Below are 24,735 nucleotides of genomic sequence, written 5' to 3'. Positions count from 1 at the left end.
CCGGCGCGGCCGGAGCGACCGCCCCGCCGCTCGCGGGGCATCCACGAAACGGGCCGCGTGGCGTGCCCGAGCAGGTGTGCCGAACCATGGATCACGACACCACGATATCGATGCCCGCGCGGGCGTTGCCGGTGCTGTACGCCGACGACTGGCTGGCCGTGGTCGACAAGCCGGCCGGGCTGATGGTCCACGACAGCAAGCTGGCGCGCGGCGAGGACGATTTCCTGGCCGACCGCCTGCGCGAGCAGCTGGGCCGGCCGATCTTCCTGATCCATCGCCTGGACCGCGCCACCAGCGGTTGCCTGCTGCTGGCCTTCGACCGCGAAACCGCCAGCGCGCTGGGCAAGGCGCTGATGGCCGGCGATGTCGGCAAGGACTACCTGGCCGTGTGCCGCGGCTGGCCGGCGGAGGAGGCCTTCAGCGTCGACCACGACCTCGATGGCGGCCCGGGCAAGCCGCTGAAGAAGCCGGCCGTCACCCACTTCCAGAAACTGCTGAGCGGCGAACTGCCGGTGCCGTCCAACGGCTTCCCGACCTCGCGTTACGCCCTGCTGCGGTGCCAGCCGCAGACCGGCCGGTTCCGCCAGATCCGCCGCCACCTCAAGCACGTGTTCCATCACCTGATCGGCGACACCAGCCATGGCGACGGCCGCCACAACCGCACGTTCCGCATGCACGGCGTGCACCGCATGCTGCTGCATGCGGTGCGGCTGTCGTTCCCGCACCCGCACGACGGGCGCCGCATCGAGGTGAGCGCGCCGCTGGATGCGGAGTTCCGCAAGGCATTCGCGCTGCTGGGGTGGGACGAAGAGGTGCCGACCGGCGCGGTGCCGCACCGCGGGCATGGCTGATCCGCGTGCAGGCCAGGCAGCGCCTCAGCGGCACTGGAAGTCGTCCGCGCCGGTTGCGCGGCAGCCATCGCCCCAGCGGCCGGTCTGCCGCCAGTAGCCGACGACACCGGCCTGCACCAGCAGGCGCTTGAAGCCCGGGTGCGCGCGCACTCCGGAGTACGGCGCGTTCCACAGCGCGACGTAGGATTGCGGCGCCATCGTGCCGGTCGCGAATCCGGGCTGCGCTTCCAGGTCGCGCCGCATCGCCGCCACCGCCAGGTCGGCGTCGCCCAGCGCGTCGGCCACGTTGGTCCACACATAGGCCGCCCCGGCACCGCCGCCGTAGGCCTCGTCCGCCAGCGCCCTGCGCACCAGCGCCAGCATCGCCGCCCGGTCGTGCAGCACCGCACCGAGGTCGCGGAAGAACGGCGCGCCGAACAGCGTGCCCCGGTCAGGCTGCAGCAGTCGCCGGTGCAGCTCGGCAAGGTGCCCGGGCCCGCCCGGCCGCTTGCCGGCCAGCTGGCCGATGAAGGCGACATAGTCCGGTTCCCGCTGGCTTCCCTGCAGCCGGCGGCCACGCTGGTATTCCAGCTCCGCATCGGCCGGGCGCCGCGCGGCGGTGTAGTCGTACTGCAGGTCGCGGGAAAGGAACAGCGCCCTGGGTTCGGCCGCGCGCACCTGCTCGACCAGCGCCACGGTTTCGTCCAGGTGGCCCATGGCGTAGAGCATGAAGGTGTAGTCCCAGACCCGCTCCTTGAGCAGCGGCCCGGAATCGGCGACCTGCCTGGCCACGGCGATGGCCTCGGCATGGCGGCCCTGGCGCCACAGCGCATTGGCGCGCTCCTGGCGGGCGAGCGCGCTGTCCGGCGCGATCGCGGCGATACGTGCGCGCAGCTGCCGTGCCTCGCCGTGCAGCTGCGCGGCCTGGGGAGCGCCGATCTCGTGCGCCACAGCGTCCAGTGATGCGGCCAGCGCCTCCAGGCACAGCGTGCACTGCGGGTCCAGCGCCACCATTTCGCGCGCCAGCTGCAGCCGTTCCTGGTCATGGGCGAAGTCGAACCGTTCTTCCATGACGATGCCGCGCCAGCGCAGGTAGCGCTCGTAGGCTTCCACGTGGGTGGTGCCGCCCTGGCCGCGGTTGAATGCCGCCACGTCGAGTTTCACGCTCAGCGCCTGGGCGACGTCGCGCGCGATCTCCTGCTGCATCGCGAACACGTCGCGCAGCTCACGCGCATAGGTCCTGGACCACAGCTGCGCGCCATCGGCGGCGTGCACCAGCTGCGCGGTGACCCGCAGTGCCTGGTCCTCGCGGCGCACGCTGCCTTCCAGCAGGTAGGCGACACCGAGCTCGCGGCCGATCGCGCGCGGATCCTCGTTCCTGCCCCTGAACGAGAAGCTCGAGCTGCGTCCCACCACCCGCAGCGCCTGCGACTGCGCCAACTGGTCGAGGATCTCCTCGGCCAGCCCGTCGGCCAGGTATGCCTGGTCGCGCGCGCGGGAAAGGTCGGCGAACGGCAGTACCGCCAGCGACGGCCGCGGGGTGGGGGTGGATGCCGCCGTCGGCACGGGCGGCGCGGCCGGTGGGTCGGTGCGCGGCAGCCAGCGGCTGGTACCGGCCAGCAGCGCGGTGGCGGCGATCGCGGCCAGCCAGCGGATGCGCGGCCGGGGCGCGCGCGCCGCCGCGGGCGGGGCCGCGGCATCGGTGGATGGTTCCCGGGGCGCCGCCGACGGCGCTTCGCCGGCGGGCAGGTCGAAGCGGTAGCCGATGCCGTAGACCGTATGCAGCAGGCGCGGGTGCAGCGCGTCCTCGCCCAGCGCCTGGCGCAGCAGGCTCATGATCCGGTTCAGCACGCCCGGGGTGACGTGCCGGTGGCCCCAGACCGCGTCCAGGATCTGGTCGCGGGTGAACACCCGGCTGGGCGAGGCGGCCAGCAGCGCCAGCACCGCGAAGGCCTTGGGCTCCAGCGCCAGCTCGCCGCCGCCACGCCACAGGCGCCGGCCCGCGAAGTCGATGACCAGGTCGTCGAAGACAAGGTGGTCCGGCGCAGGCTGCGACATACGGCTCCCGGCGGGGTGGCCCCGGTCGCGGCGAGTATAGGCCGCAAGCCGGGCGGCCGGCGGCGACCTCCACCGCGTATTCCCGCCACCCTCAGGCTGGCCCAAGGCTGGCCTAAAGATCGACGGGCTGGGCGCTGGCAGGCTGGTGGCATGTCCTGCACCCGTGGCAGGCGCGTCGTTCCGGCCTGCGGCCGCTTTCCAGGAAACCGCCATGAACAAGCCTTCGTCCCGCCTCATCCTCCTGTCCGTCGGGTTGGCCGGTGCCTGCGGTTCGGCCAGCCTGCTGGGACGGTCGCACGGTGCGCCGTCGGCGTACGACCCGGTGCTCGACCCACGCGGCGCCATCTGCGGCGCGTCCACCGCGGGTCGCCCGGCCCTGCTTGACGCGCTGGTGCTGGCGCAGACCGCCGAAACCCGGCCCTTCCCGCAGCTGCCGATGAAGGCGGCCGAGGGGGCGGTGCCGCTGTACGACAACCTCGGCGGGCTGAGCCTGAAGGTCGGCACCCGCAATGCGCGGGCGCAGGCGTATTTCGACCAGGGGCTGCGCTGGGCGTTCGCGTTCAACCATGCCGAGGCGCAACGCGCGTTCCAGGCCGCGCAGCGCGAAGACCCGGCGCTGGCGATGGCGTACTGGGGCGAGGCGTTCGTGCTGGGGCCGAACATCAATGCGCCGATGCTGCCGGCCGCGGTGGCACCGGCATGGGCGGCGCTGTCCCGCGCGAACGCGCTGGCGCCGGCCGCGCCGGAGAAGGACCGCGCGCTGATCGCGGCGCTGCGCCAGCGCTATTCGGCCGACCCGGCGGCCGAGCGCGCGCCGCTGGACGCAGCCTTCGCCGATGCCATGCGGGCGGTGGCCGCCCGCCATGCGGACGACGACACGGTGCAGGCGCTCTACGCCGAATCGGTCATGGATACCCAGCCGTGGGACTACTGGGAGGCGGCGGGAACCCGGCCCAAGGGCCGCGCCGGCGAGATGCTGGCGGCGCTGGAGACGGTACTGGCCCGCAATCCCGACCACCCCGGCGCGATCCATCTCTACCTCCATGCGGTCGAGGCATCGGCCACGCCGGAACGCGGCCTGCCCCATGCCCGGCGCCTGGCCGCGTTGATGCCCGGTGCCGGCCACATCGTGCACATGCCGGCGCACATCTACTACCGCGTGGGCCTGTTCAAGGATTCGATGGAAATCAACCGGCGCGCGATGGCGGTGGACGATGCCTATTTCGCGACCTCGCCGTCCGACCCGCTGTACAAGGCCGCCTACTATCCGCACAACATCCATTTCGTGCTGGTGTCCGCGCAGATGGGCGGCGACGGAGCCACCGCCATCGCCGCCGCGGACAAGCTGGACGCGGCGCTGGCCGACGAGGTCGTCGCCGACTACCCGCTGCTCGAGCCGATCAAGGCCGCGCCCTACCTCGCGCACGTCGTGTTCAGCGCGCCTGCCGACATCCTGGCGTTGCCGCCGCCGCCGGAGAACCAGGTGCTGGTGGCGGCGCTGGCGCATTACGCGCGCGCGCTGGCGCATGCCGCGCGGCACGATTTCGACGACGCGCAGCGCGAGATAGACGCCATCGCCGGGATCGAGCGCACCGCCGATTTCCAGCCTTACCTGGACTGGTACATGCCCGGAAAGGAAATCGTGCAGACCGCACGGCTGGTGGCGCGCGCGCGCCTGGCCGATGCCCGCGGCGACCTGCCGGCGGCGGCGCGGGCCTACGAGCAGGCGGTGGCGATGGAGGACGCGCTCGCCTACATGGAGCCGCCGTACTGGTATTACCCCATCCGCCAGTCGCTGGGTTCGGTCTACCTGCGGCAGGGCCGGCTCGACGCCGCAGAGCGGGTGTTGCGCGAATCGCTGCTGCGCGCGCGCGGCAACGGCTGGGCGCTGGCCGGGCTGGTGGAAGTCTACCGGCGCAAGGGCGACGCGGCGGCAGGGGAGGCCGCGCGGCAGGCGTACAACAACGCGTGGTTCGGCGGCGATGCGCCGGACATCGCGCGGTTGTGAGGGGATGGCCGTACGGCCCGCTGCGTGCCGCACGGCATCGTGGCGGGGCCGGGGCGGCGCTTCTGGATCAGCCGCCGGCGGCCTGGGCGGCCAGCACGATCAGCGCCACGCTGCAGGCGAAACCGCCGAGCCACGCAAGGCTGCGCAGCAACGGCTTGTCGCCGACATAGAGCACGCCATGCAGGACGCGGAACACCACGAAGGCGATGGCCAGCGGGTTGACCGTCGCCGGGTCCACGCCGGCCAGCTGCGCCAGGACCACGCCGGCGGCGAAGGGCGCGAAATTCTCGAACGCGTTGAGGTGCGCCGCATTGGCGCGCTGCACGAGGTAGTTGTCGCTCCTGGCGACCCAGGCGCGCGGATTGCGGTTGTTGTAGCCGGGCCGCATCTTGGCCACGGCCACCCACACGTAAGGCAGGATCGCGGCGATCAACACACACCAGTAAGCGGTCGACATGGGCTGCTCCTTCCGGAAAAGGTGCAGCCTAGCCGATGCCGCCGTGCCGCGCCGGCCCGCGGCCGGCTCACCGTGGCGCGTCCGCCGGCTGTTTCAGGCGTTCCAGCAGCGCGTTGACCTCGGCATTGTCCGGCGCTTCGGCGTGCAGGCGCTCGAGCAGGGCACGCGCCTGTTGCGTCCGGTCCTGGCGGTAGAGCACCTGCGCCATGCCCTGCATCGCGTCGTTGTCGTCGGGCGAGAGTCTGAGTGCCTGCTCGAACGCGGTGGACGCACCTTCCAGGTCGTCCAGGCGCAGCAGCGCGAAGCCCAGCCCGCCCCAGGCGTCGGCCTTGGGATCGGGCATCAGCGTGGCCCGCCGGAACGCATCGCGCGCCAGCACGTTGTCGCCGCGACGCAGTTGGACCCAGCCGGTGAGCACGTACGCGGCGTAGTCCAGCGGCTGCACGGAAGCCAGTTCGTCCAGCGCGCCGGCGTAGTCGTCCTGCTCGTACAGGCCCTGGGCGCGTTCGTTGGCGAGCTGGCGCGGGCTGCGGCCGTGTTCGAGCGAACCGTCGAACTCGCGCGTGGCGGCCTGGCCCGCATGCTGCTCCAGGTAATCGCGCACGCTGGCGGCGCGGTGCAGGCCGAGATAGCAGTGGATGTAGACCGTGCCCGGGCTGGCGATGGCGGCATCGGCCGCGGCGCGCGAGTTGCGTTCGTAGTCGGCGCCGAAGCGTTGCCCGAGGATGCTGCCCATCGGGAAATTGAGGACCCGCATGCCCAGGCGCGTGGCGCGTTCCTTCTCGTCCTCGAGCAGCGATGCCTCGTAGGGCAGCTGCGGATTGAGCAGGCTGATGATGGTGGTGATGCCTTCGGCCTTGAGCCGGTGCATGTCCGCATCCACCGGATAGGGACCGAACACGAAGCGCGAGCCGGTGACCGACTGCTGCGCCCGCCACGGCTGCACCACGAAGCTGGCCGGATGCAGCAGCACCCAGACTCCGGCGGCGCCGCCGAGCAGCGCCAGGCATGCACCGATGGCCAACCACCTGTTTCTTAACATTTTGTTCATGTTCCCACTCCCGATGCAGTTGCACGTTGGTGAGCATGTGTGATTATTGTGACGCAAATCACAAAAACTTTGCGGATTTTTGCCGGTATTAGCTTTAGAGATATTTCAACGCGGACATGGATGCCGCTTCAGTGACAGGGAGATGAACATGGACAGTCTTTTGCACGGTTCGCCGGTAGTGGTGATTGCATTCTGGGTTGCGGTGCTGACCATCACGATGTCCTGTCTGCTGCTGGCCGGAGTCGTGCTGCTGAGAATGCGCGCGTTGCGGCGGGAAAGGCGGGATTTCCGCGAGCGCGAGCACTGGACGCAGGTACTGAAGCAGGAGCTGGCCGGCGTGTCCCCCCCGTTGCGCAGGCTCGATGCGCACCAGGCGCATGGTTTCATCGAGGCGTGGAACACGATCCATGAATCGTTGCCGGAGACCGATTCGCGCCGGCTGGCAGCGCTGGGCGAGCGGGTCGGCCTGGTCGAGGCCGCGCGCCGGCAACTCGATGGACGCTACCACGACCGGGCGATGGCGATCATCGCCCTCGGCCACCTGCGCGACCCGCAGCTGTTCGACGAGCTGTCCGCCTTCCTCGAAAACCCGAGCCCGATCGTTTCGCTGTGCGCCGCGCGCGCGCTGGCGCAGATCGACCCGCCACGGGCGATGGCGCTGTTCGTGCCGATGATCGCCTCGCGCGAGGACTGGTTCCCGGGCAGCGTGGCGCGGATCCTCACCGACAACCACGACGGCAGCGCGGCGCGCGAGTTGTCCAGCGTGCTGCTACGCGCCAACACCGACACGGCCGCGACGCTGGTGCGCCTGCTGGCGCGCATCGCCCCCGGGCAGGCCGCCGGCGTGGTGCGGCAGCTGCTCGACGCGCAGGTGGACGACCACGTCATCTCGGTGTGCCTGCAGCTGCTCAACGATCCGCAGGACCGCGAACGGGCCAGGCGCTTCCTCGATTCGCCACGCTGGCACGTGCGCATGCATGCGGCCGCGGCGCTGGGCCGCATGGGCGATCCGGGCGACCGCAGCCTGCTGGAACCGCTGCTGTCGGACAGCGTCTGGTGGGTGCGCTACCGGACCGCGCAGGCACTGCTGGCGCTGCCGGGCATGGGCGCGCAGGCGCTGTTGCAGATCAAGGAGCGGCTGGCCGACGCCTATGGCCGCGACATCATCGACCACGTGCTGTCCGAGCACCGCCTGGGGATCACGACATGAACACCTACTGGCAGCTGGTCCTCGATCATTTCTACCAGGTGCCGTGGGTGCACCTGATGATCTCGCTGCAATGGTTCTTCATGGCCTACTTCGTGGCCATCAACCTGGCCTACCTGGCGCTGAACTACATCTCCGCGTACCAGATCGTGCGCTACATGCGCGAGCATCGCGCCAACTACCTGCCGGAGGCGCTGCGCGAGTACCAGCCGCCGGTGAGCGTGCTGCTGCCGGCGCACAACGAGGAGAAGTCGGTGGTGTCCTCGGTGCGCTCGCTGCTCAAGACCAGCTACCCCGACTACGAGATCGTGGTGGTCAACGACGGCTCCACCGACGGAACCCGCGAGGCGCTGATCGCGGCGTTCGGCCTGGTGATGGTGCCCGAGGCCTACCGGGCGCGGTTGAAGACCGAGACGGTGAAGGGCGTCTACGCCTCGGCGACCCACCCGCGCGTGCGCATGGTGGACAAGGCCAACGGCGGCAAGGCCGATGCGATCAACGCCGGCATCAACTGCGCGCGCTATCCGCTGTTCTGCGTGATGGATGCCGACAGCATCCTGCAGCCGGAAAGCCTGTCGCGGGTGGTGCGGCCGTTCCTGGAGGACCGCCGGGTGGTGGCCAGCGGCGGCGTGGTGCGCGTGCTCAACGGCTGCACCGTCAGCGACGGGCAGCTGTCCAAAATCGGCCTGCCCGACCACTGGCTGCCCAGCTTCCAGCTGGTCGAGTACCTGCGCGCGTTCCTGTTCGGGCGCGTGGGCTGGTCGCCGATGAACGCGCTGCTGATCATCTCCGGCGCGTTCGGCGTGTTCTACAAGGAACGCGTGGTCGCCATCGGCGGCTACCGCGCCGACACGGTGGGCGAGGACATGGACCTGGTGGTGCGCATGCACAGCAGCCTGCGCAGGGAACGCCGCGACTACCGCATCGTGTTCGTGCCCGACCCGGTGTGCTGGACCGAGGTACCGACCGACCTGAAGTCGCTGCGCAGCCAGCGCATGCGCTGGCAGTACGGCCTGGCCGAGAGCCTGTGGTCGAACCTGTCGCTGATGTTCAACCGCCGCGGCGGCGTCGTCGGCTGGATCGCATTCCCGTTCATGCTGCTGTTCGAGTTCTTCGGGCCGGCGATCGAAGTGATCGGCTACGTGGCGATGATCTCGCTGGCCATCCTCGGCCTGGTGCCGCTGGACGTGTTCCTGGTGTTCCTGGTCGCGGCGGTGGGCATGGGCGTGCTGCTGTCGGTCAACGCCATGCTGCTGGAGGAGCTCTCCTTCGGCCTGTACGCGCGCCCGCGGCAGCAGCTGCGGCTGTTCGTGGTGGCGGTGCTGGAGAACTTCGGCTACCGCCAGATCAATTCGCTCTGGCGCCTGGCCGGCACCGTCAACTGGCTGCTGCGGCCGCGCCGGCGCCATGGCTGGGGCCGTATCCAGCGCGACGGCTCCTGGCAGCAGGTGCCGGAAGAAGACATGCCGCCGGCCGCGGTGCCGGCAGCCCCCCTCCGCCCGGACAGCGGCGGGCCCCTCCCGTGACCAACAGGAATCCTCCCGTGGCCGAGTCATCGCGTTTCCAATCCACCCACCGGTTGCTGGCGCAGGGCCTGGCACTGGCGTTGGCCGTCATGGCCGGGCCGGCGCTGGCGCAGGACGGCGCGGCGGACAGCCTGACCGCGCAGATGGCGCAGATCCGTGGCCTGGCCACCGGCGGGCAGCGCGCCGAGGCGATCGAACGCTATACCGCGCTGCTGGCCGAGCACCCGGACAACGGCGACCTGCTGCTGGCACGTGGCCGCACCTATGCCTGGGATGGCCAGTACGCGGCCGCCGAGGCGGACCTGGGCGCGGTGGTGCGCAACAGCCCCGGCTACGCCGATGCATGGTCGGCGCTGGGCGATCTGTACCGCTGGAGCGACCGCCCTCAGCAGGCCGTCGACGCCTATTCGCACTGGGTGGAACTGGCGCCGCAGGACCCGCAGGCGCGGATCGCGCGTGGCCGCGCGCAGCGCGATGTCGGCCAGGCCGCCGCCGCGCGGGCCGACTTCGATGCCGCCCTGGCGATGGGCGCGGACCCGGCCGAGGTCGATTCGCTGCGGCAGAGCCTGTTGCCGCGCACGGCCAACCCCGACGCGATGATCGCCGGCGGCTACAAGTGGGGCGCCAACCTCGGCTGGGACCACACCGGCTTCAGCGGCGGGCGGCAGAGCTGGAACGATGCCAACCTGACGCTGCGCCGCTATTTCGAGCGTGGCTCGCTGGGACTGGAACTGCTGCGCGCCGATCATTTCGGCCGCAGCGACACGGCCTGGGCCCTGGACGGCTACGCGCCGCTGTGGACGCGCGCCTACGCCAACCTGCGCTACCAGCGGGGGCCATCGTCGGGCCTGCTGCCGAAGTACGCCTGGCGCGCCGAGGTGTTCCAGGGCGTGGGCAGCGGCTGGGAACTGTCGGCCAGCGTCGATCACCTGCGTTTCTCCAGCGACACCGAGTTCTACGGCGTGGGCGTGGGCCGCTACGTCGGCAACTGGTACGGCCGCTACAAGCTGCAGCACGTCCCCGGGGCAGGGTCGGGCAGCTGGAGCCACCGGGTGCTGTTGCGCAACTACTACCGCGGCGACGCCGACGACTACTGGGAAGTGAACGCCGGCACCGGCCGCAGCACCGACATGGACCGCTTCGGCACCGTGGTGCGCAACAGCAACGCCGCGGTCGGCGTGGCGTGGATGCACTATTTCGCGCCGCACTGGGGCCTCAAGCTCGGTGCCGGCTATGCCGACGACGATGGCGGCTTCGCCGAGAAGCGGGTGTCGTTGTCGATCTATTCGCGCTGGTAAACGGGACGCAGCGATGAGCATGGGACAGCAGGGCAGTGCGTACCGGCGGTTCTCCTCCGGCTTCAGGGCCCTGCTGCTGGCGCAGTCGGCGCTGGTCGCCGGCGCCGTGATCGGCGGCAGCGCCGGCATGGCGTGGAGCGGCGGCGAGAAGTGGACGGTCGCCGGCATCGCGCTGGCGCAGGCGTTGCTGGTGCTGCTGCGCGCGGTACCGGTACTGCTGCTGCTGTCGCTGCCGCTGCTGGCGCTGAAGCGACCATTGCTGCGCGCCGTGGCCGTGGCCGTGCCATGGTCGCTGCTGATCATCGTGCAGGGCATGCTCGACCAGTACTACCAGGTGGCGCGCGTGCCGCTGGGTGCCGACCTGTTCGGCTACAGCCTGGCCGAGATACGCACTGCACTGGGCGATGGCGCGCCGCTCGATGCCGGCAGCGTGCTGGCGATGAGCCTGCCGCTGCTGGTGCTGTGGGCCGGCCTGTGGTGGTGGGTGCGGCGCGATGCGCGCGGCTCGGTGCTGTGGACCACCTTGCTGCTGGTGATCGGGCTGCTGGCCTGGCTGGTGCCGTTGCCTGCCGGCGCCGCGACCCTGAAGGACGAATCGGCGCGCGGCCTGGCCAGCAACAAGCTGGCCTGGTTCGGCGCCGATGTATGGCGCTGGCAGGGCGGCGACGCGCCGGCGACCGGGGTGGCCGATACCGGCGGGGCGCCGGCCGACCCCGGCGAGCCGGCACTGGATCCGCATTACCCGTTCCTGCACGACGAGCGCACGCCGGACGCGCTCGGCCCGTGGTTCTCGCCGACCGCCGATGGCCGCCCGCCGAACGTGGTGGTCATCGTGGTCGAGGGGCTGGGGCGCTCGTTCTCCGGGCCGGAGGCCTCGCTGGGCAGCTTCACGCCGTTCCTCGACGAACTGGCGACCCGCAGCCTGTACTTCGACAATTTCCTGGCCAACCAGGGCCGTACCTTCGGCGTGCTGCCCAGCCTGCTGGGCTCGGCGCCGTTCGCCGACCAGGGGTTCACCGCACTGGGCGGGCGCATGCCGCCGCATCCGGGGCTGTTCAGCGTGCTCGGCCAGCAGGGGTACCACACCGCCTTCTACAACGGCACCGATACCGGCTTCGACAACGAGGGCGGCTACATGCGCCTGCAACAGGTGCAGATGCTGGTGGACATGAACAGCTTCGGTCCCGGCTACCAGCGCAACCCGTTCAGCACCTGGGGCTATCCCGACAGGGAACTGGTGTCGCGGGTACTGGCCGACAGCGGTCGCCTGCAGCCGCCGTTCCTGCTGGCGATCCAGACCATTTCCATGCACACCAGCTACCGCTTCCCCGGGCAGGACGCCTACCTTGCGCAGTTCGCCCAGCGCCTGGGCCAACTGCGGATTCCCGAGGCGCAGCTGCCGTCCTACCAGGCGCAGGCGGACGTCTACAGCAGCATCCTCTACACCGACGACCAGCTGCGTCGCTACTTCGACGCGGTGGCCAGGACGCCGTGGTACGCCAATACCGTGTTCGTCATCACCGGTGACCATCGCCTGCCGGAGATCCCGATGGGCGAGCACGTCGACCGCTACCACGTGCCGCTGATCATCTTCTCGCCGCTGCTCAAGCGCGCCGCGCGCATCCGTGCCGTGTCGTCGCAGCTGGATGTCACGCCCTCGCTGCTGGCCCTGCTGTCGAACACCTACGGGCTGAAGCGGCCGGCACGGACGCCGTGGCTCGGTACCGGCCTGGACATGGCCGACACGTTCCGCAACATCCACGCGCTGCCGTTGAAGCAGACCAAGACCAGCGACCCGGAGTACCTGGCCGAACGCTGGTGGCTGCACGACGGAAAGCTCTACCAGCTGCAGGAAGGCATGCACCTGGCCGAAGTCGACGATGCGGCGCTGCTGGCGTGGGCCAATGCGCGCCTGCAGCGCTACACGCAGGCCAATGCGATCTTCATGCAGCAGCAGGCGCTGGACCCGGACGCGGCCAGGCCGGCGCTGGTGGCCTACCAGGCCGCGCCGCAGGTGCAGGTGCATGCGCCGGCGGGCCCGGCCATGGCCGGGCTTTCCATGGAGTCGGCGCAGGTGGTGCCCGCGGGCAGCGGCCTGCGCCTGTCGATGGTGTTCGGCAATGGCGACGGTGCGCCCAGCCGCAAGTTCGTGCCGCTGGCGGTGCTGACCGCCGCCGACGGCAGCGAACTGCAGGAGGTGTACGGCCAGGCGCTGGAACTGCCGGCGCGCGGGCGGCAGCAGGTGGAACTGCAGCTGCCGCGGCCCGGCGCCTGCAACGAGCGCTGCTACGTTTCCGTGTTTCCGTCCGACCCTGACACCGGCAAGGCCATCGGGCAGGGGCGCTACCGCCTGCCGGTGGATGCCGTCAACGCAACAGGAACCTCGCCATGACACGCCTGCGCATGAGCCTGGGCCTGCTGTTGGTTCTGTGCGTCCTGCCGCTGGCGGCATCTGCCGGCGCCAGCCGCGCCATCTGGACCTGGGAGGCGGAGTCCTACGCGATGGTCGAGGATCCGGCCGTGGCCGATGAGGCGGTGGCCTACCTGAAGTCGCAGCACATCGACACGGTGTACCTGTATGCCGACGCGTACCGCGGCCGCAACCTGATCGTCGACCGGCCGCAGCTGTACCGGGCCTTCATCGAGCGCCTGCACGGGCAGCGCATGAAGGTATACGCGCTGCTGGGCTCGGCCTATCTCAACACCGAGAACTACGTGCTGCCGGCGTACCGCGCCGAGGCCGAGGCGATGTTCCGGCGGGTGGTGGAGTACAACGCCGCGGCACCGGCGGCGGCGCGCTTCGACGGCGTCAACCTCGATATCGAGCCGCACATCCTCGACGAGTGGAACGACCAGACGCGCGAGCGCCTGCTGGTCGGCTTCCTGGACATGAGCGATGCGCTGATGCGGATCAAGCGCGCGGCCGGCGCGGACCTGCAGGTGGGGCCGGCCATCCCGTTCTGGCTGGACGGCATCACCCTGGAATGGAAGGGCAGGGTGCGCCCGGTCAGCGAGCACGCCATCGACACCTACGACTACGTCGCGCTGATGGACTACCGCGACCGGGCCGAGGGCCGCGACAGCATCCTCTCGCATGCCGCCGAGGAGATCGCCTACGCCAACCGCGTCGGCAAGAAGGTGGTAATCGGGCTGGAGGTGTCCTCCAACGACATCAACAAGGTCACCTTCCACGAGGAAGGCCCGAAGGTGTTCGAGCGCGAGGTGCGCAAGGTCGAGCAGGCGCTGCGCGCGGAGCCGTCGTTCGCCGGTTTCGCCATCCACCACTACCGCGCCTACCGGCGCTGGGCCGCCCGCGACTGGCCGGAGCTGTAGCCGGGGCGGCGGTCGGCGCGCTTACAATGCGCCGATGGTCAGTGAAGCCCTCCATGTCTCGGCGCGGCTGGCGATTCCGGAAGCGGAGATCGTCGAGCGTTTCGTGCGCGCCAGCGGCGCCGGCGGGCAGAACGTGAACAAGGTGTCCAGCGCGGTCGAGCTGCGTTTCGACGTGGCCGGTTCGCCGTCGCTGCCGGAGCCGCTGCGCGCGCGCCTGCTGGCGCAGCGCGACCGGCGCCTCACCGACGGCGGCGTGCTGGTGATCGACGCGCAGCGCTTCCGCACCCAGGAGCGCAACCGCGCCGACGCGCGCGAGCGCCTGGCCGACTTCATCCGTGCCGGGATGGTGGTGCCCAAGGCCCGGGTCGCGACCAAACCCACCCACGGCTCCAGGATGCGCCGGCTGGAACAGAAGAAGGAGCGCGCGCAGGTCAAGCGCGGCCGCTCGCAACGCAACTGGGAGTAACGCTTGGACAACACCGCTTCGCCGGCCCGGGGGCCGGTGGTTCCGCCCGTTCCCGCGAACGTGCCGCACGTTCGCGGCAGCGGTTTCGTCCGCTGGCTGGGGCGCACGGTCCTGCGCCTGGGCGGCTGGCGCGTGGTCGGGCCGATTCCCGACCTGGGCAGGGCAGTGGTCATCGCCGCGCCGCATTCGTCCAACTGGGACGGCCTGTGGGGGCTGGCGGCGAAGATGGCGCTGGGCATCGAGGCGCGCATCCTCGGCAAGGACAAGCTGTTCTGGTGGCCGCTGGGCGCGGTGCTGCGGCGGCTGGGCGTGGTGCCGCTGGACCGCAGTTCGCCGCAGGGCACGGTGGGACAGGCGGTGGCGATGATCCAGGGCAGCGAACGCATCTGGTTCGCGCTGGCGCCGGAAGGCACGCGCAAGCCGGTGAAGGAATGGAAGAGCGGCTTCATCCGCATCGCGCGCATGGCGCAGGTGCCGATCGTGCCGGCCTATTTCCACTACCCGGACAAGGTCATCGGCTTCGGCGCGCCGTTCCACACCAGCGGCGATGATGCCGCGGACATGGCGGCGGTGCGCCGCTGGTACCGGCCGTGGATCGGCCGCAACCGCGGCACGGTGTAGCCATGGGCGTCGCACTGGTCTGGCTGCGCGACGATCTGCGCCTGGATGACCACCCGGCCCTGCGCGCGGCGCTGGACCGCGGCCTGCGGCCGCTGCCGGTCTACATCCACGCCCCGGAAGAGGAAGGCGACTGGGCACCGGGCGCGGCGTCGCGTGCGTGGCGCCGGCGTGCCCTGGCGGCGCTTGCCGAAGCGCTGCAGCGGCGCGGTTCGCGGCTGCTGCTGGCGCGCGGGCCGACGCTCGCCACGCTGCAGGCGCTGGCCGCGCGCACCGGCGCCGGGGCGGTGCTGTGGACCCGCCGCTACGAGCCGGCGGTCGAACAGCGCGACGCGCACATCAAGCGCAGCCTGCGCCAGGCCGGCCTGCACGCGGAGAGCTTCAACGGCGCACTGCTGTTCGAGCCATGGGAACTGGCGACCCGGCAGGGCGACCCGTACCGCGTGTTCACGCCGTTCTGGAAATCGGCGCGTGCGCACTGGCGGACCCTTTCGACCTGGGATGCGCCGGCACGGCTGCCCGCGCTGGACGCGCTCGACCTGCCCGCGGGCGAGCGCCTGGACGACCTGCTGCCGGCACCGTCCCCGGCCTGGGACGGGGGTTTCTGGCCGCACTTCACGCCCGGCGAGGACGGTGCCCGCGCGGCGATGCAGGCCTTCCTCGACGGCGCCGTGCATGGCTACGCGCAGGGCCGCGACTTCGCCGCCGAAGCCGGCACCTCGCGGCTGTCGCCGCACCTGCACCACGGCGAGCTGTCGGTGCGGCGCGTCGCCGCGGCGGTGCTGGCCGCCGGCGACGCCATCGCCGAGCCCGACCGCGACCGCTTCCTCGCCGAACTGGGCTGGCGCGAGTTCGCCCACCACGTGCTGCACCACTATCCGCGGGTACCCGACCACAACCTCGACCCGCGCTTCGACGACTTCCCGTGGGCGGCGGCCGACGAGCCGCGGCTGGAGGCGTGGCGGCGCGGGCGCACCGGGGTGCCGATCGTCGATGCCGGCATGCGCGAGTTGTGGCATACCGGCTGGATGCACAACCGCGTGCGCATGGTGGTGGCCAGCTGGCTGACCAAGCACCTGCGCCAGCACTGGTTGCACGGTGCGCGCTGGTTCTGGGACACCCTGCTGGATGCCAACCTGGCCAACAACACCCAGGGCTGGCAGTGGACCGCCGGCACCGGCGCCGACGCGGCACCGTATTTCCGCGTGTTCAACCCGGTCAGCCAGGCGCGCCGGTTCGACCCGGAGGGCGCCTATGTCGCGCGTTGGGTGCCGGAACTGGCGCGGCTGCCGTTGCCGGCGCGTTTCGCGCCCTGGGAGCACCCGGAGCTGGCCCGGCGGGTCGCGCCGGGCTATCCGGCGCGGCCGCAGGTGGACCTGGCCGCGGGCCGGGCCGCGGCGCTGGCCGCGTTCGCCGCGCTGCGCGGCGGGCGCGCCGGCTGAGCAGGCGACAGCCGCCGCACACCCAGGCGCCACCACCGGCACATGCCAGCGTGCGGCCGAGGGAGTAGGGTGCGGGATCGCACGCATCCCCCGTCCCGCAGGAGCACGTTACATGTCGCGCACCCTCATTCTGGCCGCCGCCATCAACCTCGCGCTGGCGGCCTGTACCGGCAAGGAGTCCACTGCCTCCGTGACCACCGAGACCGCCCCCGCCGGCCAGCCCGCCGACGCTTCGACCAATCCGTTCATGACCGCCAGCACGCTGCCGTTCCAGGCGCCGGCGTTCGACCGGATCAAGGACGGCGACTACCTGCCGGCGTTCGAGGAAGGCATGCGCCAGCAACTGGCCGAGATCGCCCGGATCACCGCCAATGCCGAGCCGGCCAGCTTCGACAACACCCTGCTGCCGCTGGAGAAATCCGGCGCCATCCTCGACCGCACCAGCCGCGTGTTCTTCGGCGTGGTGCAGGCCGACACCAATCCGGAACGGCAGAAGATCCAGGAACAGGTGATCCCGAAGCTGGCCGCGCACAGCGACGCCATCCACCTGGACCCCAGGCTGTTCGAGCGGGTGAAGGCGGTCTATGACGCCCGCGCCGGCGCCGGGCTCGATCCGGAGCAGCTGCGCGTGGTCGAGGAAACCTACAAGGGCTTCGTCAAGGCCGGCGCCCAGCTCAGCGATACCGACAAGGAAACGCTCAAGCGCTACAACGCCGAGGAAGCCACGCTCGCCAACGACTTCCACAACAAGCTGGTCGCGGCCACCGCCGCCGGCGCGGTGGTGGTGGAGGACAAGGACACGCTGGCCGGGTTGTCCGATGGCGACATCGCCGCCGCGGCCGAAGCGGCCAAGGACCGCAAGCTCGACGGCAAGTGGGTGCTGGCGCTGCAGAACACCACCCAGCAGCCGGTGCTGGCGTCGCTGCGCGACCGCGCGCTGCGCGCCCGGGTGCTGCAGGCTTCGGAGACCCGCACCGAGCAGGGCGACGGCAACGACGCGCGCGCGATCATCCAGCGCCTGGCGCAGTTGCGCGCGGCCAAGGCCAAGCTGCTGGGCTTCCCGAACTACGCCGCCTACAACCTCACCGACCAGATGGCGCAGACCCCGGCCAACGCGCTGAAACTGCTGACCGACACCGTGCCGGCCGCCACCGCCAAGGCGCGCGGCGAACTGGCCGAGATCCAGAAGGTCATCGATGCCCAGAATGGCGGCTTCAAGGCCACGGCGTCGGATTGGGATTTCTATGCCGAGCAGGTACGCAAGGCGAAGTACGACCTGGACGAGGCGCAGATCAAGCCGTACTTCGAGCTCGACAACGTGCTGCAGAACGGCGTGTTCTTCGCCGCCAACCAGCTCTACGGGGTGACGTTCAAGGAGCGCAAGGACATCCCGGTCTACCACCCGGACGTGCGTGTGTTCGAGGTCACCGACGCCGACGGCCAGCCGTTGGCGCTGTTCTACGCCGACTTCTTCAAGCGCGACAGCAAGTCCGGCGGTGCGTGGATGGACGTGTTCGTCGAACAGGACGGCCTGGCCGGCACCCGGCCGGTGGTCTACAACGTGTGCAACTTCACCAAGCCCGCGGCCGGCCAGCCCGCGTTGCTGAGCTGGGACGACGTCACCACGATGTTCCATGAGTTCGGCCACGCCCTGCACGGCATGTTCTCCAACACCCGCTACCCGAGCGTGGCCGGTACCGGCGTGCCGCGCGACTTCGTCGAGTTCCCGTCGCAGTTCAACGAGCACTGGGCATCGGACCCGAAGGTGTTCGCCAATTATGCGAAGCACTACCAGAGCAGGGAGCCGATGCCGCAGGCGCTGGTGGACAGGATCGCCAAGGCCAGGACCTTCAACCAGGGCTATGCCACCACCGAATACCTGGCCGCGGCGCTGCTCGACCTGGCCTGGCACACGCAGGGCGCCGACGCGCCGCAGCAGGACGTGGGCACGTTCGAAGCCGCGGCGCTGAAGCAGTACCGCGTCGACCTGGCGCAGGTGCCGCCGCGTTACCGCAGCAGCTACTTCGACCACATCTGGGGCGGCGGCTATTCGGCCGGCTACTACGCCTATTTCTGGGCCGAGATGATCGACCACGACGCCTTCGAGTGGTTCAAGGAGCATGGCGGCCTGACCCGCGAGAACGGCCAGGTGTTCCGCGACAGGATCCTGTCCATCGGCAACACCCGCGACCTGGCCACCGCCTATCGCGAGTTCCGCGGCAAGGATCCGAGCGTGGAGCCGTTGCTGAAGAACCGCGGGCTGAAGTAAGCGATCCGGCCCGCGCCGGCAGCGCGCACGGCAGGGGCGACCCTGCCGTGCGCATGCGCATGACCGGTGGCGCTGCCGGCGCCGGGAGCGCTCACAGGCGCACGAGCATCAACAGGCGCACCTGCGCCGGCGTCGCCTCGTGCCTGCGCGCCGCCAGCACGCAGATGTGCTGCAGCAGGGCCTGCGGATCGTCGCCCGGCGGATCGCCGACGCCGCTGCCGACGCTGACGGCGAGCTGCCCCCACCAACGTGGATGGCCGTCGGCGAGGATCTCGTAACCGGCGGCGTAGTGGCGGATGCCGCCATCAGGTGCCGACATGCACCCGCTCACCGGCCTCGCTGCAGGCCAGGTGCTCCAATGCCACCTCCAGCGCCAGCACGTAGCTCTGCGCGCCGCACCCGCGGGCGACCGCAAGGCGGCGGCCCGCGTTTTCCGGCAGCTGCGCCGGGGGAGCATCGGCGGCGTCGTCATGTACTTCGACATAGGCGTTGCGCAAGCGCGGCAACAGCCGCCGCAGCCGCTCGCTGGAGACGCAGGCGCCGGGCGCCAGCAGCACGACGTCGGCCGGGTCGTGGTCGGCAACGCACAGGGCTTCGAGCAGTTCCTGCTCGGAGCGGCAGTCGCGCAGGGCCAGCGTGGTGTCGGCCTCGAGCGCACGGCTGACCACCGACTGCAGCACCGCGGCGGGCAGCGGGGCGGGCGTGTGGGGCGCGTTGCCGGGCAGGTCGGGCCCGCGCAGCAGGAAGACCGACTGCGGCCTGTGGGCCGGCGCGGGGGTGGGGTGCAGGCAGGGACGAGGCATGATGGCTGGGTGTCAGGCGCGGGAAGCGCGGTGACGCCACGATGCGCCGCCGGCGCGTAAAACCGCCATGCCGCCATGCCGCTGGCGGCGTAAACAATGCGTAGCTTCGGGAACTTGCCGGCCGCCGCCGGGGTCGCATGCGGCAGTACCCGGAGGGAGCGCGCCATGCATGTCGATTCGTCCGCCCGTCCCGGCCGCGTGCCGCGGCGGCCGTGGCAGTGGCTCCGCAGGGAGGCGCCGCCGCTGGCGCTGATGCTGCTGTTGCTGTGCGCGGCGCGCGACACGCTGGCCAATCACTACCAGGTGCCCAGCGGCTCGATGCAGCCCACGCTGCAGCCCGGCGACCGCGTCGTGGTGGACATGCGCGCCTATGGCCTGCGCCTTCCGTTCAGCAGCATCCGCCTGCTCGATACCGGCCATCCGCGGCGCGGCGATGTCGCCGTGTTCGACTCGCCGGCCGACGGCACGCGGCTGGTCAAGCGCGTGGTGGCGGTGGCCGGCGACCGGGTGGAACTGCACGATGGCTACCTGCGCATCAACGGCCGGCCGCTGAGCCGGATGCCCCGGCAGGAGGCGTTCGGCACCCGCCAGGTGACGCTGGACCTGGACGCCGGCGGTGGACCGGACATCGACGGCATCACCGTGCCCGCGGGCACGCTGCTGGTGCTGGGCGACCATCGTGGCAACAGCTTCGACGGGCGCTTCTTTGGCCTGGTCGACGCCGACAAGGTGTATGGCAGGGCGCGGGCGGTGTACTGGCGGCGGGGCGAGGGACTCGCCTGGCGGCCGCTGTAGCCGCACCCGCTCCGCTGATGGCGGTTTCTGCGTGCGGGCAGCGGTCGGGGCGTGGCGGTGCGCCGGCACGGCGCTGCTGCCTGGCCGGGTCGCGGGTCAGGCAGCGGGGGGCATCGCGGGCCGGGAATGCCCTGCACGTGCGCGTCCGCACCGGTCGTGAAGCGGAGGCCGTCGCCGCCGCCGGGGCGGGTGCCTACAGGTCGGCCTTGCGGGTGACGAAGGTCGGCAACGGCACATCCAGTGCCTCAACGGCCAGCGGGCGCCCGGCGAGGAAGCCGGCGATGTTCGCGGCGATATCCGCGTTGCCCAGCCACAGTTCGTTGTCGTGGCTGGCGCCGCGCACCAGCAACTGCCGGCCCTGGCTGAACCCGGGCAGCAGTGCCCGCGCATTGGCCGGCGGGGTGCGGCCGTCGAGCGTGCCGCTGATGAACAGCACCGGCACGTCGCTGCGCAGCGGTCCGCGGAACGACTCGCCCAGGTCGATGAGCCCGAGGCCATCGGCCAGTTCCGGGAACGGGAAATTCAAGGCGTCGCCGAACAGGCTGTCGCGCGCCTGCGCTTCGGCCAGTGCGCGGCGTTGCGGGCTCTGGCCGGAGGCGATGTCCATTGCCAGCGGCATGGCGCGGAACGTCCCCAGGCTCTCGCGCATCATCAATACGAAACCTGCCAGCAGGGCGTAGTCGCCGGCTTCGGCCTGGCGCAGCAGGAGCGGCAGAATCCGCTGGGTAGAACGCCTTCCGAGCGCGTTCGCAATCGCGATCTTCGCGTCGTACTCGCCGATGACGACCTTCCTGCCGCCGTGCATGGGGCTGCCGGCTTCCACCGGCTGGCGGCGGACCGCCTCGAGCACGCGGCGGACGGCGCCCTGCAGGTCGTCGAACCCCTGTTCCCGGGCGACCACGGCCAGCTCCGCCAGCAGGGCATCGGCAGCCAACGGCAGCTTGATCGTGTCGTCCGGCCCTTCGGTTCCCATCAGCACCACGCGCTCGAGGCCCGGGCCGTGGCGGCGGACGGTGGCCAGGGCCAGGTGCGTGCCGTAGCTCATGCCCCACAGACTGATGCGTGGCAGGCCCATCGCACGCCGCAGGTCCTCGATGTCGTCGGCGCTTTCGGCGGTGGTATAGGCGTCGAGGTCGACCCCGGCTTCGCGCCACTGGGCGATGCAACTGGCCGCGGTGTCGCGCAGCGCCGCCAGCGCCGCGTCCCGCTGCAGCGGCCGGGTGTCGTCGAACCGGTGCGCATGCGGGCACTCCGGGGGCATTTCCGAAAAGTCCGTGCCGCGCTGGTCGAGCAACAGCACATCAGCCTCGCGCCGGACCCGGTCGAACACCGGCCAGCGCGGACCGAGCGCGGTTCCGAAACCGGAGCCGCCCGGGCCGCCGGCAAGGTAGACCACCGGTGCGGTGCGGCCATCGCCGCCGGTGGCCGGTAGCCGTACCACCCGCAGGCGAATGCGCGGGCCGTCGGGTTCGCGGTGTCGGCGCGGTACCTCCAGGAAGGCTTCTTCGGCGGCGATCGTGCCGTGCTTCTGGGTCTTCATGGCGTACGGCGAGAACACCAGCCGGGCGGGCGCATCGGCTTCCGACGCCGACGCCGGTGCCGCGGCCGCCAGGGCGATGCACATGCCCGCCAGCCTGCCCACCCAGCGGAGGGACGGACTGCGGTTGCCGGAAACGGAAAGCGGATTGCGGGACATGGCGGACTCCAGTGGTTGGGGAACGGGGTGTGCGACCGGTGCCGGTGCCCGCACCGGGCATGCGGCGGATCGCGCCAGCGGGGCCAGCATCGCCCCGGGTACCGCGGTTCTGCCGCGCCGGTCCGTTGAACGGCTCCCCATGGCGGTCCAATGTCTCCGCGCAGCCGATACGATGGATCCATGCAGATCCCACGCACCCTGGCCGTACTGCTTGTCCTGATCGCCGCGGTGGCCGCGTGGCAGGTCGCCGCGACGGCGGACATGACGACGATGCAGGTACTGGCCGGGGAGATGGCGCCGGCGACGCTCCCGGCCTCCGGGCGTCTGCCGGAACACCCGCCGGCAGACCTGGACTGGCGCCCGCTCGACCAGACCGTCCTCAGCGGCTGGCGCGGTCCCTACTGGCTGCGCTGGCGGTCGACGGCGGGCACCGCGCCAGGCGATGACGGCCGCGCCCTGCGCCTGTCGCTGCGGGGCGCCAGCCGGCTGTACTGGAATGGCCAGCCCTTGCCAGGCAACGGCATCGTGGGCCGGACCGCCGCGGAGGAGCGCCCCGGCCTTGTCGACATTGTCCGGGTGCTGCCGCCTGCCGCTGGCAGCGGGACGGACGAACTGGTGGTGCTCGCCTCCAGCCACCACCCGCGCATTCCCCTGCGCAACGCCGACGCCATTGCGTTGGTGGCGCCCCCCGGGCTGCTGTATGGCCATGTCCTGCGGCCCTGGCTGATCGCCGCCTTCGCCACCGGCGCGCTCGCGGCCGCCTGCCTGTATTTCCTTGCGGTGCAGCGCGGCCGCCTGCGCGCGCCCGACGCGCGCCTGCTGCTCGCGTTGTGCCTGGTCGGGCTGGCGTTGCCGGTCGTCGAGGCCTGGCGTCCGCTGCTGGGTTACACCTATCCGTGGCATGGCCCGCGCCTGCTTGCGCTGTTGGCCCTTCACTGCGCGGCGGCGGTGTTGTTGCCGGCCTATCTCGCGCGCCGCTTCGCCGTCGCCATACCCGCCGGCGTCCGCGTTGCCTTCCTGGCGGCGCTCGCGCTGGCGGCCGCGTTCCTGCCCGGTTTCGATACCCGCTCAACGGCGGTCCTGCTGTTGAGCCTGCTGGCCTCGGCGGGGTTGCTGCTGCGCATCCGTGGCGCGCCCGAAGAACGCTGGCCGATCCTGGCGCTGGTGCTGGCCGGGGCGCTGGCGCTGGCAGTGGGGCGCAGCGCCTTCCTCGATGGCCCGTTCTTCCTGTTGTTGTCGGTGCTGATGGGCTTCCTGCTGCTGCGCCACGCCGCACAGCTGCGGGCGCTGGACCGGCACAACGCACGCCTGCGCGAGGAGCGCGCGCGCCTGTCCCTGCAACTGCTGCAGCGGGGCATCCAGCCGCACTGGCTCATGAACACGCTGACCTGCCTGCAGGAGCTGATCGAACAGGCGCCGTCACGCGCCAGCCGCATGGTCGAATCGCTGGCCGAACAGTTCGATCGGCTGCGCGACAGCAGTGCCCGGCAGAGCGTTCCGCTGCAGGACGAACTGGCCCTGTGCCGCAGTCACCTGGCCATCGTCGGCCTGGCCCTGGATCAGCCCATGACGCTCGAAGTCGATGCCGATGACATGCGGCTGTCGGTGCCGCCCGGCGTGCTCCATGCCCAGGTCGAGAATGCGCTGACCCACGCCGGCGCCAGCGCCTGCGCACAGCACCCGTTCCGCCTGCGCGTGCATCGCGACAACGGGCGCTGGGTCATTGAACTGCGCTGCGCCCCGGGGGCGTCGCCCCACCGTGGCCGCGGTACCGGCACGCGCTACATCGAGGCCAGCCTGGCGGCGGCCTGCCCCGGAGGCTGGCGCTTCGTCCAGGGCATCGAGGGGGCCGACTGGCGCGGCCGGATCGAGATGGCATGCGCGTCCTGATCGTCGAGGACGAGCCGCTGGTGCGCCAGCGCCTGCTGCGCCTGTGCGCGGAGCTGGCCGGCACGCGTGCGCGCTTCGATGCGGTGGAAGACCTCGAGGCGGCCGGGGACAGGCTTCAGCGCAATGTCTACGACGGCCTGCTGCTGGACCTGAACCTGGCGGGCGAGGATGGCTTCGAACTGCTGCGGCGCGCGGTGTCGGGGCGGTATCACTGCGTCGTGGTATCGGCCCATCGCGAGCGCGCGCTGCAGGCGTTCGAGCATGGCGTGCTGGACTTCGTGCCCAAGCCGTTTGCGCGCGAACGCCTGGGCCAGGCCCTGGAACGCCTGCTCGATGCAGGGCGCTACCGCGCCGGCCAGGCGCGCTACCTGGGCATATGGCGCGCCCAGGGCACGGCCCTGGTCGAGCTTGCCGACGTGGTGTGGATCCGCGCGGACGGCGACTACAGCGAACTGCGCATGCGCGACGGCCGCAGTGAACTGCACGACAAATCCCTTGCCGGACTGGGCAGCCTGTTGCCGCCCGATTTCGTGCGCTGCCATCGCTCCTATCTGGTCAACCTGCGCCATGTACGTACCCTGCGCGCGGCCTCGGGAAGCCGCTACTGGCTGGTACTGGGCGACGGCGCGGAGCTGCCTGTCGGACGCGCCCATGTCGTGGCCCTGCGGTGCCAGCTTGGGCTTGAATGAGGCCAGCAGGGCGATGACGGCCGGCGCCATGCCGGCATCGTCGACGCGGTCGCGCCCCGGGCGGCGATCCGGGCGCTGACCGCAGCGGCAAGGGGGCCGTCACCCGGCATCGGCCGTGCGGATGCGTCCAGGTGATTTCCGGCGCTGGCCGATGGATCGGCCGGCCGGCGTGGGCAGGCGGCCGGCGCATGCATCCGCCTGAATTGGTCGGTCCAATATCCCGCGGAAACCTGTGATTTAATGCGCGCTCCGTGGCGCGCCCGGTTGCATCGACGCCCGTCGGGCCAAAAGCCATACAT

20 protein-coding genes are annotated in these 24,735 nt (G+C 71.1%); 14 read left to right on the top strand and 6 right to left on the bottom strand.

All coding sequences use genetic code 11. The features are described from left to right. Nucleotides 1-86: 86 nt before the first annotated feature. Nucleotides 87-851 (top strand): pseudouridine synthase, encoded by a 765-nt coding sequence (locus F0P95_RS02395; protein WP_182335553.1) that lies wholly within the window; start codon nucleotides 87-89, stop codon nucleotides 849-851. Between the two features lie 24 nt (nucleotides 852-875). On the opposite strand, the gene F0P95_RS02390 is transcribed toward F0P95_RS02395, so the two are convergent. Further along, complete coding sequence (locus F0P95_RS02390) at nucleotides 876-2,888, bottom strand: winged helix-turn-helix domain-containing protein (RefSeq protein ID WP_182335552.1); 2,013 nt, start codon at nucleotides 2,886-2,888, stop codon at nucleotides 876-878. A 211-nt stretch (nucleotides 2,889-3,099) separates the two neighbouring features. On the opposite strand from F0P95_RS02390, the gene F0P95_RS02385 reads away from it, so the two are divergent. Then, entirely contained in the window at nucleotides 3,100-4,896 is a 1,797-nt protein-coding gene (locus F0P95_RS02385; protein ID WP_198422017.1) for a tetratricopeptide repeat protein, read from the top strand. 67 nt (nucleotides 4,897-4,963) lie between these two features. Here the strand turns inward: F0P95_RS02385 and F0P95_RS02380 are convergent, their stop codons facing one another. Both F0P95_RS02380 and F0P95_RS02375 read right to left on the bottom strand, forming a co-directional pair. Further along, on the bottom strand, nucleotides 4,964-5,353 hold the full coding sequence (locus tag F0P95_RS02380; protein ID WP_182335551.1) for an MAPEG family protein: 390 nt from the start codon (nucleotides 5,351-5,353) through the stop codon (nucleotides 4,964-4,966). A gap of 67 nt (nucleotides 5,354-5,420) precedes the next feature. Next, the gene (locus F0P95_RS02375) at nucleotides 5,421-6,377 is read right to left on the bottom strand and encodes a tetratricopeptide repeat protein (protein WP_182335550.1); all 957 of its coding nucleotides are present in this window, start codon (nucleotides 6,375-6,377) and stop codon (nucleotides 5,421-5,423) included. A gap of 175 nt (nucleotides 6,378-6,552) precedes the next feature. On the opposite strand from F0P95_RS02375, the gene F0P95_RS02370 reads away from it, so the two are divergent. The 9 genes from F0P95_RS02370 (at nucleotide 6,553) to dcp (ending at nucleotide 18,563) form a co-directional block, all read left to right on the top strand. Continuing rightward, a complete protein-coding gene (locus F0P95_RS02370; RefSeq protein ID WP_182335549.1) occupies nucleotides 6,553-7,614 on the top strand; it encodes a HEAT repeat domain-containing protein in 1,062 nt (353 codons plus the stop codon). Beyond that, the gene (locus tag F0P95_RS02365) at nucleotides 7,611-9,137 is read left to right on the top strand and encodes a glycosyltransferase family 2 protein (protein ID WP_198422016.1); all 1,527 of its coding nucleotides are present in this window, start codon (nucleotides 7,611-7,613) and stop codon (nucleotides 9,135-9,137) included. Before F0P95_RS02370 ends, F0P95_RS02365 begins: the two co-directional genes overlap by 4 nt. Nucleotides 9,138-9,154: 17 nt before the next feature. Further along, the gene (locus F0P95_RS02360; protein WP_182335548.1) at nucleotides 9,155-10,435 is read left to right on the top strand and encodes a YaiO family outer membrane beta-barrel protein; all 1,281 of its coding nucleotides are present in this window, start codon (nucleotides 9,155-9,157) and stop codon (nucleotides 10,433-10,435) included. 13 nt (nucleotides 10,436-10,448) lie between these two features. Further along, a complete protein-coding gene (locus tag F0P95_RS02355; protein WP_182335547.1) occupies nucleotides 10,449-12,827 on the top strand; it encodes an LTA synthase family protein in 2,379 nt (792 codons plus the stop codon). Next, a complete protein-coding gene (locus F0P95_RS02350; RefSeq protein WP_182335546.1) occupies nucleotides 12,824-13,768 on the top strand; it encodes a hypothetical protein in 945 nt (314 codons plus the stop codon). Before F0P95_RS02355 ends, F0P95_RS02350 begins: the two co-directional genes overlap by 4 nt. A 34-nt stretch (nucleotides 13,769-13,802) precedes the next feature. After that, nucleotides 13,803-14,234: an alternative ribosome rescue aminoacyl-tRNA hydrolase ArfB gene (arfB, locus tag F0P95_RS02345; protein ID WP_054668193.1), complete on the top strand. Its 432-nt coding sequence runs from the start codon at nucleotides 13,803-13,805 to the stop codon at nucleotides 14,232-14,234. Between the two features lie 36 nt (nucleotides 14,235-14,270). Beyond that, the gene (locus F0P95_RS02340) at nucleotides 14,271-14,855 is read left to right on the top strand and encodes a 1-acyl-sn-glycerol-3-phosphate acyltransferase (protein ID WP_232528991.1); all 585 of its coding nucleotides are present in this window, start codon (nucleotides 14,271-14,273) and stop codon (nucleotides 14,853-14,855) included. Between the two features lie 2 nt (nucleotides 14,856-14,857). Then, a complete protein-coding gene (locus F0P95_RS02335; protein WP_182335544.1) occupies nucleotides 14,858-16,294 on the top strand; it encodes a cryptochrome/photolyase family protein in 1,437 nt (478 codons plus the stop codon). Between the two features lie 112 nt (nucleotides 16,295-16,406). Beyond that, complete coding sequence (dcp, locus tag F0P95_RS02330; protein ID WP_182335543.1) at nucleotides 16,407-18,563, top strand: peptidyl-dipeptidase Dcp; 2,157 nt, start codon at nucleotides 16,407-16,409, stop codon at nucleotides 18,561-18,563. 91 nt (nucleotides 18,564-18,654) lie between these two features. Here the strand turns inward: dcp and F0P95_RS02325 are convergent, their stop codons facing one another. Beyond that, on the bottom strand, nucleotides 18,655-18,882 hold the full coding sequence (locus F0P95_RS02325) for a hypothetical protein (RefSeq protein WP_054668187.1): 228 nt from the start codon (nucleotides 18,880-18,882) through the stop codon (nucleotides 18,655-18,657). Further along, a complete protein-coding gene (locus tag F0P95_RS02320; RefSeq protein ID WP_232528739.1) occupies nucleotides 18,869-19,366 on the bottom strand; it encodes a 3-dehydroquinate dehydratase in 498 nt (165 codons plus the stop codon). The genes F0P95_RS02325 and F0P95_RS02320 overlap by 14 nt, the downstream gene beginning before the upstream one ends. A gap of 165 nt (nucleotides 19,367-19,531) precedes the next feature. On the opposite strand from F0P95_RS02320, the gene lepB reads away from it, so the two are divergent. Then, nucleotides 19,532-20,161, top strand: coding sequence for a signal peptidase I (gene lepB, locus F0P95_RS02315; protein ID WP_182335542.1), 630 nt, complete (start codon nucleotides 19,532-19,534; stop codon nucleotides 20,159-20,161). 193 nt (nucleotides 20,162-20,354) lie between these two features. Here the strand turns inward: lepB and F0P95_RS02310 are convergent, their stop codons facing one another. Next, nucleotides 20,355-21,857, bottom strand: coding sequence for an alpha/beta hydrolase (locus F0P95_RS02310; protein ID WP_182335541.1), 1,503 nt, complete (start codon nucleotides 21,855-21,857; stop codon nucleotides 20,355-20,357). 180 nt (nucleotides 21,858-22,037) lie between these two features. Between F0P95_RS02310 and F0P95_RS02305 the strand changes: the two genes are divergently transcribed. Next, on the top strand, nucleotides 22,038-23,747 hold the full coding sequence (locus F0P95_RS02305; protein ID WP_182335540.1) for a histidine kinase: 1,710 nt from the start codon (nucleotides 22,038-22,040) through the stop codon (nucleotides 23,745-23,747). After that, complete coding sequence (locus tag F0P95_RS02300) at nucleotides 23,735-24,436, top strand: LytR/AlgR family response regulator transcription factor (RefSeq protein WP_182335539.1); 702 nt, start codon at nucleotides 23,735-23,737, stop codon at nucleotides 24,434-24,436. The genes F0P95_RS02305 and F0P95_RS02300 overlap by 13 nt, the downstream gene beginning before the upstream one ends. Nucleotides 24,437-24,735 lie beyond the last annotated feature (299 nt).

This window comes from Stenotrophomonas acidaminiphila (genome assembly GCF_014109845.1).
GTDB classification, from domain to species: Bacteria; Pseudomonadota; Gammaproteobacteria; order Xanthomonadales; family Xanthomonadaceae; genus Stenotrophomonas; species Stenotrophomonas acidaminiphila.
The sequence above is the reverse complement of the archived record's forward strand: the minus strand, read 5'-3'. Positions and strand labels throughout refer to the sequence as shown.